Genomic DNA, 13,986 nt, shown 5'->3' with positions numbered 1-13,986 from the left:
GTGACGCGACATGTACACGGCTGACTCCACCGCCTGGGCCGAAGCCTTCGGCGTGCACCAAGGCTTCGTCGATCGCGCTCTACAGCAGCGTCTGCGACGGCTCCAGGACACGGAGGAGGAGCTCCGCTCCCTGTACACCGCGTTCAGGGATGTGCCCGACGACGAGTTGCTTCTGTCCATCCGGTCGGCAACGCGGTCCATGTCACAAGCGGTCGAGTGCCTGCAGATCGCCATCCGGCAGATGAGCCGGGGCTCGGCATGAGGACCCGCGAACCCGAAGTGCAGGGCAGGGGGGTGAACCGATGACCTACCGGAAGCGCGAGACGCACGAGGCACTGCTCGGCAGCGACGACTTTCTGGCTGTCGCCTTGGAGGCGGTCCTCTGGACCACCTGGGGCATCATCCGCGCGTTCGCGTCCATCCTGCTGGCCGTGGTCCGGTTTCCGGCCCTGACCATCACGGGCCTGGTGATTGCTGCATGGGGCCTCTTCATCGGCTGGCGCAGCCTGGTTGTGGGGCTTGTCGTGATGACCATCGCCCTCGTTACCTGGCGTCTCTCGCACCCGATCAGCTACCAGCAGCGCGTCGTTGTCACCGTCCTGACGCTTACCCGATCCATCTACTACCGGGTCCGTTGGCAGAGCATCGCGCGGAGTGTGGATCTGGTGGTCCACGAGTCGGTGCGAGGTGCCCGTCGGAGAAGGGGCAGGCGCGGCCGAGAGGCTGGCTCTGTCCGGCTGCTCAAGGTCAACGCCACGGCGCACGGGACCGACAGGCTGCTACTTCGTCTGCCCAACGGGCTGGTCCCCGCGGACGTCGCAGCCCGAGCCGAGGCGATCGCGCACGCGACTGGGTGCCTGTGGGGAAGCGTGCACGGTGACCGCCCCGGTCGGTGCTGGCTCGAGCTGGCCCGACGAGACAACCTCATCCGGGCGGTTGATCCTCTGCCCTCCATGGGTGTCGTCGACCTCGCGGCAGTCCCGGTTGGATCCCGCGAGGACGGAACACGGTGGCAGCTCAAGGTGGCGGGCACTCACCTCCTGATCGCAGGAGCAACGGGAGCCGGCAAGAGCTCCGTCCTGTGGTCGCTGCTCCAGGGTGTCTCTCGTGGCTTGGCCGCGGGGAACGTCCAGATCTGGGCGGTCGACCCCAAGGGCGGGATGGAGCTTCGACCCGGTCGCCCGCTCTTCACCCGGTACGCGGATGCCTCGCCAGAGGACATGTGCCGACTCCTCGAGGACCTCGTCGAGGTCAAGGACACACGATCGAAGGACCTCGCCGACACAGGCGTGCGAGTCCACCAGCCGAACCCGGGGTCCCCGCACATCATTGCGGTGCTCGACGAGCTGGCGACCTTGACCGCCTTCGCGGACCGCTCCGTGACCCGACGCATCGACACCGCCCTGGGGCTGCTGCTCACCCAGGGCAGGGCCTGCGGAATCACCGTCGTCGCCGCCGTGCAGGACCCCGGAAAGGACATCGTCGGGTGGCGGGATCTCTTCCCGACCCGAGTTGCCATGCGGCTCGACAACCCGGTGCAGGTCGCCATGGTTCTGGGCGACTCCGCCCGCGACGACGGCGCCCGGGCCGACGAGATCAGCGAGCTCACACCCGGCGTCGCCTACGTCCGCACCGACGGCACGCGCGAGATCGTTCGCGCCCGCGCCGCCTACCTCGATGACCTGGCCATCGCCCGACTGGTCGACGACGTCACGACACAACGGGCGAACCGAACCGAAAGCCACAACACTGGTGAGCCCGTTCTGACGACGGCAGACCTGCCACCGACGATGCGGCCCACTCCTGAAGGAGACCCCTCATGACCACCAACGACATGCAGCAGCCGCCGGGGACACCCGGCGCCCAGGAGCGCGAGCTCGCCAACGCCGCGACAGAGGCCATCCGCGGGATCACCCATCTGACGCTTGGCTCGCCCCCGATCCCGGCCCCACAGATGTTCGAGGTGCTCGGCGATCTCAAGTGCCTGGGCTACGGCCTCGACCAAGCACTTCGTCAGCTCGCGCGGTCGCTGGCCTCCTCCTTGGCCGTCTATGCGGTCTTCGAGGAGGACGGCGGCAACCCCGAGGAAAGCGTCGCCTACGCCATGGACAGCATGCGCGTTGCCGCCGGCCACGCGAGTCGCATCGGTGAGGTACTCGACTTCGCTCAGGCCGACATCACCCGACAGGGCTACTACCCGCCCACCAGCAACGTGGAGGCGTCATGAGCGAGCAGGAGACGACCCAGCGCCGCGCACCTGCCCCGTACGTGCGCGTTCAGGCGACCCCCGGCAACTGGCTGCGCGACTACGGACAGCCGATCGAGAGCCTCAACTCGAGGCGGGGGCCGAGTCTGCAATCCCTTCTCGATCCCGCCTGGATGCGCGGGGCGGTGTGCGCAAGCGTCGACCCCGAGATGTGGTTCGAAGAGTCCGACACCTCGGTGGCGCGACGCGCCATCTCGCTCTGCCATCAATGCCCGGTGCGGCAGATGTGCCTGGCCTCCGCCCTCGTGTTCCGCGAGGAGTACGGCATCAGCGGCGGCCTCACGCCCAGCCAGCGTCGGCCACTCGAACAACGCCTCATGCGAGGCCACGCTCTCGGGGATGTCATCGCCGCCGGCCTGAGCCGCGCCGCCGAACGCGACCAGCGGGGCGCCGCCTGATGCTTCCGCTCAGATGCCGCGTCCTCGTCGAGATCTCCTGAGGTCGAGGCCCGAGGATGACGTCGACGAGTGAGGTCTCGGCACCAAGCGACTCGCTCCTGGGCTCTGCGGGTCTTGAGTCTGCCGAACGGCGCGCCTCGGGCTGCGCGCGTCCCGTGCGGCTGCAGGGCTCCCGGCAGCTCGTGAACACCGAAACGGGCGAGGTCCAGACCCTCTACAGCTCTTCCGCCGAGCTCGACGGTCACACGTACGTCAGGTGCAACAACCGCCGTGCCAGCGTCTGTCCGACTTGCAGTCGCGAGTACAAGGGCGACGCATGGCACCTGCTCATGTGTGGCCTGGCCGGTGGGAAGGGCGTCCCGGAGTCGGTCGCTGACCGGCCATGTACTTTCGTGACGCTCACGGCGCCCTCGTTCGGCGCGGTCCACGGCGTCCGGGACAGGGGTCCCTGCCGCGCACGGCGCGACCATCCGGTGTGCTCGCACGGCCGCCCGATGTGGTGCAGCAAGCGTCATGCGCCACAAGACCGGCAGGTCGGGCAACCCCTCTGCTGGGAGTGTTACGACTACCTCGGCCACGTGCTCTGGCAGTGGCACGCGCCTGAGCTCTGGCGGCGGTTCACGATCGCGCTGCAACGCGGCCTGGCGAAGCGCGCCGGCCTCAAGGTCACGCACTTTCGCAAGGCCTGCCGTATCTCGTACTCCAAGGTCGTCGAGTTCCAGGCGCGCGGTCTCGTCCACGTCCACGCGCCGATTCGGCTCGACGGCCCCGCCGGCCCGGATGGCCCCGCATGCTCCTTGCCGCTCTCGGTCGTCGACCTCGAGGCGGCGGTCACGGCGGCTGCCGCTGCTGTGCACCTGGACTCGGCCCCGCTGGCTGACGGCACGTCCTTCCGCCTGCGTTGGGGCGCCCAGGCAGACGCGCGAACGATCAGCGACGGAGCCGGCCGCGACTCGGCACGATGCACCAAACGGGTACACCCTGAGCAGGTCGCCGCGTACCTGGCCAAGTACCTGACCAAGACCACCGAGGATTTCGGGCTTTCCAGCTCTGTCGGGTCATCCGTGCACGCCCGTCTGCTCGGCGCGACGCCGCACGTGGTGCGGATCATCAAGGCCGCAGAAAGCCTGAGCCTTGAGGGCGACGAGTACGCGCGCATCGCCGACAGGTACTCCACTCTCGGCTACCGCGGACACCCGATCACCAAGTCGCGGCTCTACTCCGTGACGTTCGGACAGATCCGACGTGCACGACGACTCTTCCGGTCTCGGCCTGCAGCGCTCGATCCAGAGGCAGACATTCGCGAGGTCCTCGATGAGGCGCCCCCCGAGGGCTTCGAACTCGTGTCGAGCTTCGTCTATGTGGGTCGCGGCTATCTGCAGCTGGACCAAGCTGCCGAGGCCGTCCGGTCCGCTGCGATGGCCAGAGCCCTCTAACGACTTGCTGCCGAGCTGACAAGGAACCCAACTGGAAGAGGTGAGTGGAGTGGAGAAACTGCTGTTGAGTCCGGAGGAGGCGGCCGAGATCCTCGGCGTCACGAGGTCGACGATCTACGACCTCATGCGAATGCGCATCCTGGCGTCTATCAAGATCGGTCGGCGTCGTCTCGTGCCGGTCGAGGCCTGCAAGGAGATGGTCGAGCGGATGGTCGAGGAGTCGGCATGAGTCGGCGGGCTAACGGAGAGGGCTCGGTCTACGAGAGCAAGCAGGGCCGGTGGGTCGGCGCGACGTACGCCGACACCAACACGGGCGGCCGCAAGCGTGTCGTGGTCTACGGCCGCACCCGTGCGGAGGCCCGCAAGAAGCTGGCCGACCTCCAGAAGGAGCTCGACGCCGGCGTCCGCGTGTCGGTCGAGAACTGGACCGTCCTGGCGTACCTCGAGCACTGGCTCGAGACGGTGGTCAAACCGAACCGAGCGCCCAAGACCTACCAGGGCTACGAGCTCGTCGTCCGGCTTCACCTCGGCCCGCGCATCGGCAGCAAGAAGCTCCGGACCCTGACCGTTCGCGACGTACGCGTCATGTGTCAGCAGCTCGCGGCGTCTGGCATGCAGCGTCGTGGCGTCCAGTTCGCCCACGCCGTCCTGCGTGCGGGCCTGCAGAACGCGATGCGCGACGAGCTGCTGACCCGGAATGTGGCCAAGCTCGTCCAGATCCCGGCTCCCGAGTACACCGTCGGGCACGGGCTCAAGCCAGACGAGGTCAAGAGGCTGCTGGACGCGACCAAGACGGAGCGACTCCACGCGCTCTACGTCCTTGCGCTCTACCTCGGGCTTCGTCGGGGCGAGCTCCTCGGGCTGCAATGGCAACACGTCGACCTTGAGGCCGAGACCTTGCAGGTCGTCCAGAGCCTCCAGCGGGTTGGCGGTGAGCTGCAGCTCAAGGCGCCCAAGACCCGAAAGTCCCGGCGCACGGTTCCGCTGCCGAGCCCAGTCGTTGACGCACTCAGGGCGCACAAGCTCGCCCAAGGCAAGGAACGCCTGGCGGCCGGCCCCGGATGGCATGACTCGGACATGGTTTTCGCGTCGGCAGTCGGCACTCCGATGGAGCCCGACAACCTACGGCGCAGCTGGTACCGGGTTCGCAAGGTGTTGCCAGAACCGCTGCCTCGCTTCCACGACCTGAGGCACACCTGCGTGACGCTCTTGCTGACCGAGGGAGTCGCGCCGCACATCGTCCAGGAGATCGTCGGCCACAGCGCGATCGACGTGACGATGACGATCTACGCCCACACCTCGCTGGACGAGAAGCGGAAGGCTCTCCAGCTGCTGGGGGAGCGGCTCGCCTGATGCGCGTTGCTATCACCGTTGCTATCAACGGCCGCAAAGCGCACAGACGGGCCAGCAGCAGCCGGCCTGCTCTGGGCGTCCGGGAACGACGAAGCCGCAGGTCAGAGGGGTCTGAACCTGCGGCTCCGGTGTTGTGGCCAGGGGCGGGGTCGAACCGCCGACCTTCCGATTTTCAGTCGGACGCTCGTACCAACTGAGCTACCTGGCCGGATCTGCGCAAACAGATACCCGGATCGCTCCGGGCGACGCCAACTATAGCGCACGACGCGCGGCGTATCCGAACCGGTCGGACGCCCTGACCCCGGGAGGCTCGGGCAGTCCTCGCCGGGGTCGGATTGGCTTTCGGGGCCGTGGTGCGTCATCGTCGGTAGCGGGTACGACACCCGACACGTGCTCCACGGGGGTGGGCACGCACGGCATCTGAGCTGTGCAACATTCAATGAGATGAGTCGTGAGACACTGCCGCGACTCACCCTTCACGCCTGCAGGAGACAACCATGGAGAACGGTTCCGCGCTGAACGGGGACTGGGACTTCGACCCGGCCCACACGCGCATCGGGTTCTCGGCACGCCATGCCATGGTCACCACGGTGCGTGGGTCCTTCAACGACGTGACGGGCCGCTTCTACGCCGACCTCGACGACATGACGAAGTCCTATGCCGAGGTCGTCCTCAAGACGGCGAGCGTCGACACCCGCAGCCAGCAGCGTGACGACCACCTGCGCAGCCCCGACTTCTTCGACATCGAGAAGTGGCCGGAGATCCGCTTCGAGAGCACGCAGATCGAGGAGGTCGAGGAGCGGGCCTACATGGTCTCGGGCAACCTCACCATCCGCGACATCACCAAGCCGGTGACGATCCCGCTCGAGCTGATGGGCGTCGAGACCGACGCGGCGGGCGCCCTACGCGCCGGCTTCGAGGGCTCGCGCCGGATCAACCGCCGCGACTTCGGCCTCGAGTGGAACATGCCGCTCGACTCCGGCGGCATGCTCGTCTCGGAGAAGATCTCCCTCGAGTTCGAGATCTCGGCGATCAAGCGCGAGGACGACGGCGAGAACGCCGAGGGCTGACCTCGGGTCGAGGTGACGCCACGCGCTCGATCGCGACGGATCACCTCGAACGAGCCACCGCCCTCGCGGGTCGAGGTGACGCCACGCGCTCGATCGCGACGGATCACCTCGAACCAGGGGATGCCCGAGGCGCTGCCTACGCGGCCGGGCCCTTCGTTCGGACGTCGGCCACGTGCGACATCGCCTCGCGCAGCTCGTCGAGCCAGTCGCTCTCGTGCTGGCCGACGAGCTTGACGCACCAGGCGAGCGCCTCGGCGCGCGACCGGGCCACCCCGGCGTCGACGAGCGTGTCGAGCACCAGGCGCTCGGGCTGGCGCAGGCGCGTCATGGTCGGCGCGGCGACGTGGGTCCACAGCTCGGTGCGGTCGCCGACGCTCACCGCCCACGAGACCTTGCGCTCGAACCGGTGCTCGGCCTCGCGCGCGATCTCGATGCGGCGGCCGCGGGTGTCCTCGCGGAAGGCCTTGGCGCGCCCGGCCCGGGCCTCGGCGCGTTCAGCGTCGCTCGAGCCGTCGGGCAGGTCGACGTCGTCGATGGTGAGCCGGACCGTGATCTCCTCGCGGTCGACGGTCACCTCGGGCGCCTCGCGGCGCCACTCCTCGGGCAGGCGGCCGGCGAACCAGCCGCGCACCCGCTCCTGTGCTTCGTTCGTAATCATGTAATCAGGATTACTCCGCAACTCGCCGAGGTCAATGGCCTACGCCCGCGGCAGAAACGGACTCGCCCGACTCGCCGGCCGCGACGGCAGGCTCGGACTCCGCGGCCTCGGCCTCGGCCGTGAGCCGCGCGTCGTCGCGGGCCAGGCGGCTCGGCCACCACATCCGGCCGCCGATGTCGAGGTTCAGCGCGGTGACGAGCACCGAACGGACGATGAGCGTGTCGAGCAGCACCCCGAGCGCCACCGCGAACCCGATCTCGGCGAACGCCACTATCGGCATCGTCGCGAGCACCGCGAACGTCCCGGCGAGCACCAGCCCCGCCGACGTGATGACGCCGCCGGTGGCCGCGAGGCCGATGAGGGCACCACGCCGCATGCCGACGCGCGTCGCCTCCTCGTGGACGCGCGTCATGAGGAAGATGTTGTAGTCGATCCCGAGCGCGACGAGGAAGACGAAGACGAACAGCGGGAACGACGCGTCCGCCCCGGCGAAGCCGAAGAGGTGCCGGAAGAACAGCGCCGAGAGCCCCATGGCCGCCCCGAAGGACAGCACGACTGTGCCGATGAGCACGAGCGGCGCCGTGAGGGCTCGGAGCAGCAGCACGAGGATGAGCAGCACGACGCCGAGCACCACCGGGATGATCCGTAGGTTGTCGTCGGAGGACGCTGCCAGCGTGTCGACGCGCGTCGCCGTGTCGCCGCCCGCGATGGCGTCGGCGCCCGGCACGGTCGCGATGGCGTCGCGGACCCGCTGCACGGTGTCGCCGGCCGCATCGGAGTCGGGCGCGGCCTCGAGCGTCGCCTGGACGAGCGCGCGGTCGCCGCGGACCACCGGGTCGCCGACGCTGCCAACGCCGTCCACAGCCGAGACGGCCGCCTTGACCGCCGCCGCCTCGGGAGCGTTCGCGAGGACGAGCACCGGCGAGCCGGCTCCGGCCGGGAAGTGCTTGGCGACGATCTCCTCGCCGACGACCGACTGCGGCGTCGTGTAGTACGAGTCCTTGTTCGACAGGCCGACGGCGTTGAGCTGCAGCACGCCCAGCGACGCGATGACGAGCAGCAGGACCGTGACGACCCACGTCCGGCGTGGCGCCCTCGCGATCCGGGCACCGATCCGGGCCCAGACGCCGTCGCGGGTGTGGTCGACCGAGCCGAAGGCCGGGCGCACCGGCCAGAAGACCCACCGGCCGAGCACGACGAGCAGTGCGGGCAGCAGCGTCAGCATGACGAGCAGGCCCACCCCGATGCCGATGGCCGCGACCGGCCCCAGGCCCTTGGTCGAGCTCATCGAGGCGAACAGGAGGCACAGCATGCCCGCGATGACGGTGGCGCCCGAGGCGAGGATGGCCGGGCCCGCGCGGTGCAGCGCGTACGCCATCGCCTCGTGGCGGTCCTCGTGCCGGCGTAGCTCCTCGCGGTAGCGGGCCACGAGCAGCAGCGCGTAGTCGGTGCCGGCGCCGAAGACGATGACGGTGAGGATGCCCGAGCTCTGCGCGTTGACGGTGAGGCTGCCGCTGTCGGCGAGGAAGTAGATGACGCCCTGCGCCACGAACAGCGCGGTACCGGCGGACAGGACGGGCACGAGCCACAGCACCGGGCTGCGGTAGGTGATGAGCAGGATGATGATGACGACGGCCATCGCGCTGTAGAGCAGCTTGCCGTCGAGGCCGGAGAAGGCCTCCGACGAGTCGGCCGCGTAGCCGACCGGCCCGGTCACGTGCATCGACAGGCCGGCCGGTGTGTCCGCGCCCGAGATGGCGCGCATCTGGTCGACCGTCGTACCGAGCGCGTCCCAGCCGCTCGGTCCGGCATCGACGGGCACGATGACCTGCAGGGCCTTGCCGTCCTGCGACGGGATGGGGCCGACCGCGTCCTTCTTCACCGTCGAGAGCGCGTTGAACCGCTGCACCTGCCGGGCCACGGCGGCGGCGTCGGCGGGCGTCACCCCGGCCGGCCGCTCGTACACGACCACGGCCGGGAACTCGTTCGGGCTCTGGAACGCCGACAGCTCCTTCACGACCCGGGTCGACTGGGCGTCCTCGGGCAGCCACGACGCCGCCTCGTTGTTGAGGACCCCCTGGAGCTTGCCGGCCGGCCCCGCCAGCAGCCCGACGACGACGAGCCAGAAGGCGACGACGAGCCACTTCGTGATGCGGGAGGAGGGTAGGCGGGCCAGACGTCCGACCTGTCCGGTTGTGCTGTCGTTCATGGCGATTCCCCTTCTCTGGAGGCGCTCGTGGCGGCGTCACCACCTCTGTCAACGCTAGGAGCACGATGCCTCCCGCGACAGGGGACCGGGCCAGATTGGTGGACGGCTCAGGGGTCGATCCGGGAGGACCCTGACAGAGGCCGCGGACGGCGGGCCGGGGAATCCCCCTCAGCGCCTACAGTGGTCTCTCGTGCAGTTCCTCAACGGCCTCCAGCCCCAGCTCGACCTCACCTACGACGACGTCTTCATGGTGCCGAGCCGCTCGTCGGTGACGAGCCGGCTCGACGTCGACCTGAGCAGCGTCGACGGCTCGGGCACGACGATCCCGCTCGTCGTGGCGAACATGACGGCCATCGCCGGTCGTCGCATGGCCGAGACCGTGGCCCGCCGCGGTGGCATCACCGTCATCCCCCAGGACATCCCCACCGAGGTGGTGCGCGACGTCGTCGGCTGGGTCAAGCAGCGCCACCTCGTGCACGACACGGCCATCACGCTCGAGCGGCACATGACGGCCGGCGAGGCGCTCGTCCTGCTGAACAAGCGGGCGCACGGCGCGGCCGTCGTCGTCGACGGCCCCAAGCCCGTCGGCATCGTCACCGAGAAGGACCTCACCGGCGTCGACCGCTACACGCAGGTCCAGGACGTCATGGGCGAGGACATGGTCGTGCTGCCCGAGTCGGTCGGCCCCAAGGACGCCTTCGAGCGCCTCGCCGAGGCCCGTCGCAAGGTCGCGCCGGTCGTGTCCGACTCCGGCGAGCTCGTCGGCATCCTCACCCGCGGCGGGGCCCTGCGCGCCGGCCTCTACACCCCGGCCGTCGACGCGTCGGGACGCCTGCGCGTCGCCGCCGCGGTCGGCATCAACGGTGACGTCGCCGCCAAGGCCGCCGAGGTGCTCGACGCCGGCGCCGACGTGATCGTCATCGACACCGCCCACGGCCACCAGGACAAGATGATCGAGGTGCTGCGTGCCGTCCGTGCCCTCGGCCCGTCGGTGCCGGTCGTCGCGGGCAACGTCGTCTCGGCCGCCGGCACCCGCGAGCTCATCGAGGCGGGCGCCGACATCGTCAAGGTCGGCGTCGGGCCGGGCGCCATGTGCACGACGCGGATGATGACCGCGGTGGGCCGCCCGCAGTTCTCCGCCGTGCTCGAGTGCGCCACGGCTGCAAGGGAGCTCGGCAAGCACGTGTGGGCGGACGGCGGCGTGCGGCACCCGCGCGACGTCGCGCTCGCCCTCGCGGCCGGCGCCTCGAACGTCATGATCGGCTCGTGGTTCGCCGGCACGCTGGAGTCGCCCGGCGACCTCTACACCGACAACGACGGCCGCATGTACAAGGAGTCGTTCGGCATGGCCAGCTCGCGCGCCGTGCGCAACCGCACGGCCGGCGACAGCGCCTACGACCGGGCGCGCAAGTCGCTGTTCGAGGAGGGCATCAGCAGCGCGCGGATGTACGTCGACCCGGCGCGGCCGTCGGTCGAGGACGTCATCGACCAGATCATCGCCGGCCTGCGCAGCAGCTGCACCTACGCCGGAGCCCGGACGCTCGAGGAGTTCCACGAGCGCGCCGTCGTCGGGCTGCAGAGCACCGCGGGGTTCGCCGAGGGTCGCCCGCTGCACACCTCCTGGTGACCCGTCCTGCCGGGAACGGAACGCCCGTGACCGCCCTCTCACCGCCGTGACCACGTCCTCGCCCGTGCCCGACGACCTCCCGACCCCGCTGCGGATCCTCGCCCGGGCCCGCGACGACGTGCGCGAGCGAGCCGAGGTCGACGCCCGGCTCGTGGCCGCGTCCCGCGACCTCGCCGACGACACCGCCCGGCTGCGCCAGCTCCGGGAGGCCTTCGCCCGGGAGCAGCGCGACGTCGAGCGGCTCGGGCAGGTGACGCCGACGCGTCTCTGGTCGACGCTGCGCGGCCGCAAGGAGCAGGACCTCGCCCGCGAGAGCGGCGAGGCCGACGCGGCCGCGGCCGCTCTCGAGGAGTGCGCCTCCGACGTCGAGCGGCAGCGGGAGGAGCTGGCCCGCCTGCGTGGCCGCTCGGCGGCGCTGGCCGACGCCGACACCCGCCTCGAGCTCGCCCTCGAGGTCGTCGCGCGGGGGGCCGACGGCCTCGACGCGTCGCACCCGGAGGCTGCAGGCGCTGCCGTCCGCGAGCTCGCGGCCCGTCGCGAGGTGCGCGAGGTCGAGGAGGCCCACGCGGCCGGCACGGCGGCACACGCGGCACTCATGGCCGCCTATGCGGTGGTGCAGTCCGCCGACGCGTGGTCGGGCTGGGACACCTTCGGCGGGGGTGGCATGATCAGCTCGGCCATCAAGCACGACCGGCTCGACGAGGCCCGCGGCAAGCTGCAGCTCGCGAGCGAGGCGCTCGAGCGGTTCACCCGCGAGCTCGACGACCTGCACCTGCCCGGGGTGCGGCTGGCCCGGTTCGACGGCCTGACGCGCGGCGTCGACATCCTCTTCGACAACATCTTCACCGACCTGGCGGTGCGCAGCGAGATCAAGCGCTGCCGCGCCGCCGTCGAGGACGCCATCGGTCGCGTCGAGGACGTCCTGTCCAGCCTCGAGACCCGCCACCGCGCGCTCACCGACCAGCACTGAGCCGACGGGCGTCGGGTGCAGGAACCTGCAACCGGCGCCGACCCTCTTGTCGACACGTCGGCGTGGCCCTAGCATCGGCCCGCCGCGAGTGACGCGGGTGACGCGGGTGACGGAGACAGGGGTTCGTGATGCGCGGTCGTCGTGTCCTGGGACAGGTGCTGGCCTCGCTCGCGGTGGTGCTCGCCGCCGCGACCGTGCCGGGGGTGGCGGCGGCCGCGCCCGAGGTGCAGCGCGCGGCGGCGACGGCGGCCCCCGCGGCGGTGCCCGCGGTGCTAGCTCCGGCGCCGGTGTGGGGCCCTCCGGTCACGGCCGTCCCCGACCGCGGCCAGCCGAGTGACGTGTCCTGCCCGACGTCGACGTGGTGCATGGCCGTCGACCTGTCCGGCCGCGTCATGACGTTCAACGGGAGCGCTTGGAGCGCACCCAAGCTGGTCTTCCCACGAGTCGACGGCGTCAACCAGTCCGTCACCGCCGTCTCGTGCCCCACCACCGCGTTCTGCCTCGCGGTCTCCGACCACGGCTACGGTGTCTACCGCTCGGGGTCGTGGACGGTCACGAGGGCCTGGCAGGCGCCGTTCCGTGCGGTCGACTGCTACAGCCCGACCCGGTGCGGGCTCGTCCGGGGCAACAGCAACGAGGGCCGGGGCCTCACGACGTGGAACGGCTCGACGCTCTCGCCGACGGTCGTGGCGCCGTGGGCCTCGCGCGTCGACGCGATCGCCTGCCCGTCGACGACCGTCTGCCACGCGATCGGGGTCGAGCCCAAGGGTGGGGCCATCGCGCTGCGGACGTCCGGCTCGGGCTGGGTCGCCTCCTACCTCGGCACGGCCGGGCTCTCCACGACGTTCGACCTGTCGTGCACCTCGGCGTCCTTCTGCCTCGCGACGAGCGGGAACGCCTACCGCGCATGGCGCTGGGACGGCAGGTCCTGGTCGAACGCCGCCCGGACCGAGAGCGCCGTCCTGCTCGACGTCGAGTCTCTCTCGTGCACGTCCCCCACGTCGTGCACCGGTGTCGGTGACGGGCGCTCCGGCCGGTGGAACGGCTCGTCCTGGAGCGTCCGGGACCTCTACCCGATCTACGGGGCGTCCTACTCCATGGACTGCGCGACGTCCTCCACGTGCGTCGTCGTCGACAACCGCGGCCGGTTCTGGCGCGGCGGGGGATCGGCGTGGACCGCCCCCGCGTCCTTCGACCCGACCTCGCAGTGGGTCGCCGGCCTGTCGTGTCCGACCGCGACCTTCTGCATGGCGACCGACTACCTGGGCAACGCGCTCCGGTGGAACGGCACGGCCTGGGGCAGCCTGTCGCGCCTCGGCACCTACCCGTCGTCCGTCTCGTGCCTGTCGGCGACGTGGTGCATGACGGTCGACCAGCAGCAGGGCACGTCCCGCTTGTGGACCGGCTCGTGGCAGGCGCCGGTCAGGTTCGACACCGTCAACCCGTGGAGCGACGTCGTCTGTGCCTCGAGCACCGCCTGCTTCGTCTTCCAGACGCTCGACGTGCGGCGCTGGAACGGCCACTCCTGGTCGGCGCCGGCCCGACTCTTCACGGAGTCCGTGGAGCATGCCGCGTGCGCCGGGCCCCGGTTCTGCATCGCCATGACGTGGAAGGGTCAGTTCCGCACGTGGAACGGGACGGCCTGGTCGGCTTTGCGCGGTTCGGGCGTCACCAACCCGGTGCGGCTCACGTGCTCGACGGGCTCGTTCTGCATGGTCGAGTCCGACTCGAACCTCTACTCGACGTTCGACGGGACGTCGTGGGCGGCGCGCCGGACGGTGCCGGAGTACTTCGACACCCTCTCGTGCTCGAGCCGGACGCGTTGTGTCGGCACCTCCTACGACGGCAGCGTCCGCACGTGGGACGGGTCGTCGTGGACGTTGGCGCCGACCGCACTGCCGTTCCAGGCCATCCAGCTCGCGTGCCTGCCGACGCGGTGCATGGCGATGGGCTACGAGAAGTCGAGCTGGACGTCGTGAGCGCCGGACGGCGCGCGGTC

Annotated in this window: 13 protein-coding genes and 1 tRNA gene; 11 read left to right on the top strand and 3 right to left on the bottom strand. The window is 70.3% G+C overall.

All coding sequences use genetic code 11. The features are described from left to right. The first annotated feature begins 10 nt into the window (after positions 1-10). The 7 genes from RY076_RS20215 to RY076_RS20185 are packed head-to-tail and all read left to right on the top strand — an operon-like array spanning position 11 to position 5,453. Complete coding sequence (locus RY076_RS20215) at positions 11-262, top strand: hypothetical protein (protein ID WP_323101178.1); 252 nt, start codon at positions 11-13, stop codon at positions 260-262. 40 nt (positions 263-302) lie between these two features. Next, positions 303-1,823, top strand: a complete 1,521-nt coding sequence (locus RY076_RS20210; RefSeq protein ID WP_323101176.1) for an FtsK/SpoIIIE domain-containing protein — start codon at positions 303-305, stop codon at positions 1,821-1,823. Next, positions 1,820-2,227 carry a hypothetical protein gene (locus tag RY076_RS20205; protein WP_323101174.1) on the top strand — a complete coding sequence of 136 codons (408 nt, stop codon included), beginning with the start codon at positions 1,820-1,822 and terminating at the stop codon, positions 2,225-2,227. The genes RY076_RS20210 and RY076_RS20205 overlap by 4 nt, the downstream gene beginning before the upstream one ends. Further along, entirely contained in the window at positions 2,224-2,664 is a 441-nt protein-coding gene (locus RY076_RS20200) for a WhiB family transcriptional regulator (RefSeq protein ID WP_323101172.1), read from the top strand. Before RY076_RS20205 ends, RY076_RS20200 begins: the two co-directional genes overlap by 4 nt. A gap of 56 nt (positions 2,665-2,720) precedes the next feature. Then, the gene (locus RY076_RS20195) at positions 2,721-4,100 is read left to right on the top strand and encodes a replication initiator (protein WP_323101170.1); all 1,380 of its coding nucleotides are present in this window, start codon (positions 2,721-2,723) and stop codon (positions 4,098-4,100) included. Between the two features lie 49 nt (positions 4,101-4,149). Then, entirely contained in the window at positions 4,150-4,329 is a 180-nt protein-coding gene (locus RY076_RS20190; protein ID WP_323101169.1) for a helix-turn-helix domain-containing protein, read from the top strand. Beyond that, entirely contained in the window at positions 4,326-5,453 is a 1,128-nt protein-coding gene (locus RY076_RS20185; protein WP_323101167.1) for a site-specific integrase, read from the top strand. Before RY076_RS20190 ends, RY076_RS20185 begins: the two co-directional genes overlap by 4 nt. 134 nt (positions 5,454-5,587) lie before the next feature. Here the strand turns inward: RY076_RS20185 and RY076_RS20180 are convergent. Next, positions 5,588-5,661 (bottom strand) — tRNA-Phe (locus RY076_RS20180). A 289-nt stretch (positions 5,662-5,950) separates the two neighbouring features. Between RY076_RS20180 and RY076_RS20175 the strand changes: the two genes are divergently transcribed. After that, positions 5,951-6,523 carry a YceI family protein gene (locus tag RY076_RS20175; protein WP_323101166.1) on the top strand — a complete coding sequence of 191 codons (573 nt, stop codon included), beginning with the start codon at positions 5,951-5,953 and terminating at the stop codon, positions 6,521-6,523. Positions 6,524-6,659: 136 nt separating this feature from the next. Here RY076_RS20175 and RY076_RS20170 read toward each other — a convergent pair whose 3' ends face one another. Next, positions 6,660-7,181 (bottom strand): hypothetical protein, encoded by a 522-nt coding sequence (locus RY076_RS20170; protein WP_076263413.1) that lies wholly within the window; start codon positions 7,179-7,181, stop codon positions 6,660-6,662. 31 nt (positions 7,182-7,212) lie between these two features. Then, positions 7,213-9,390, bottom strand: a complete 2,178-nt coding sequence (locus tag RY076_RS20165) for an MMPL family transporter (RefSeq protein ID WP_323101164.1) — start codon at positions 9,388-9,390, stop codon at positions 7,213-7,215. A 190-nt stretch (positions 9,391-9,580) separates the two neighbouring features. On the opposite strand from RY076_RS20165, the gene RY076_RS20160 reads away from it, so the two are divergent. The 3 genes from RY076_RS20160 (at position 9,581) to RY076_RS20150 (ending at position 13,966) form a co-directional block, all read left to right on the top strand. Continuing rightward, positions 9,581-11,017, top strand: a complete 1,437-nt coding sequence (locus RY076_RS20160; RefSeq protein WP_323101162.1) for a GuaB1 family IMP dehydrogenase-related protein — start codon at positions 9,581-9,583, stop codon at positions 11,015-11,017. A 46-nt stretch (positions 11,018-11,063) separates the two neighbouring features. Beyond that, the gene (locus RY076_RS20155) at positions 11,064-11,987 is read left to right on the top strand and encodes a hypothetical protein (RefSeq protein ID WP_323101160.1); all 924 of its coding nucleotides are present in this window, start codon (positions 11,064-11,066) and stop codon (positions 11,985-11,987) included. A 128-nt stretch (positions 11,988-12,115) separates the two neighbouring features. After that, positions 12,116-13,966: a hypothetical protein gene (locus tag RY076_RS20150; protein WP_323101158.1), complete on the top strand. Its 1,851-nt coding sequence runs from the start codon at positions 12,116-12,118 to the stop codon at positions 13,964-13,966. Positions 13,967-13,986 lie beyond the last annotated feature (20 nt).

This window comes from Intrasporangium zincisolvens (assembly GCF_034724055.1).
Lineage (GTDB): Bacteria > Actinomycetota > Actinomycetes > Actinomycetales > Dermatophilaceae > Monashia > Monashia zincisolvens.
Note: the sequence above shows the minus strand (reverse complement) of the source record. Positions and strands in the feature narration are given on the sequence as shown.

What these genes read in the sequence shown, in the direction of transcription:
- RY076_RS20195 (WP_323101170.1), top strand. Translation starts at nt 2,721, where the DNA reads ATGACGTCGACGAGTGAGGTCTCGGCACCAAGCGACTCGCTCCTGGGC.
- RY076_RS20210 (WP_323101176.1), top strand. Translation starts at nt 303, where the DNA reads ATGACCTACCGGAAGCGCGAGACGCACGAGGCACTGCTCGGCAGCGAC.
- RY076_RS20170 (WP_076263413.1), bottom strand. Translation starts at nt 7,181, where the DNA reads ATGATTACGAACGAAGCACAGGAGCGGGTGCGCGGCTGGTTCGCCGGC.
- RY076_RS20200 (WP_323101172.1), top strand. Translation starts at nt 2,224, where the DNA reads ATGAGCGAGCAGGAGACGACCCAGCGCCGCGCACCTGCCCCGTACGTG.
- RY076_RS20185 (WP_323101167.1), top strand. Translation starts at nt 4,326, where the DNA reads ATGAGTCGGCGGGCTAACGGAGAGGGCTCGGTCTACGAGAGCAAGCAG.
- RY076_RS20165 (WP_323101164.1), bottom strand. Translation starts at nt 9,390, where the DNA reads ATGAACGACAGCACAACCGGACAGGTCGGACGTCTGGCCCGCCTACCC.
- RY076_RS20150 (WP_323101158.1), top strand. Translation starts at nt 12,116, where the DNA reads ATGCGCGGTCGTCGTGTCCTGGGACAGGTGCTGGCCTCGCTCGCGGTG.
- RY076_RS20205 (WP_323101174.1), top strand. Translation starts at nt 1,820, where the DNA reads ATGACCACCAACGACATGCAGCAGCCGCCGGGGACACCCGGCGCCCAG.
- RY076_RS20215 (WP_323101178.1), top strand. Translation starts at nt 11, where the DNA reads ATGTACACGGCTGACTCCACCGCCTGGGCCGAAGCCTTCGGCGTGCAC.
- RY076_RS20175 (WP_323101166.1), top strand. Translation starts at nt 5,951, where the DNA reads ATGGAGAACGGTTCCGCGCTGAACGGGGACTGGGACTTCGACCCGGCC.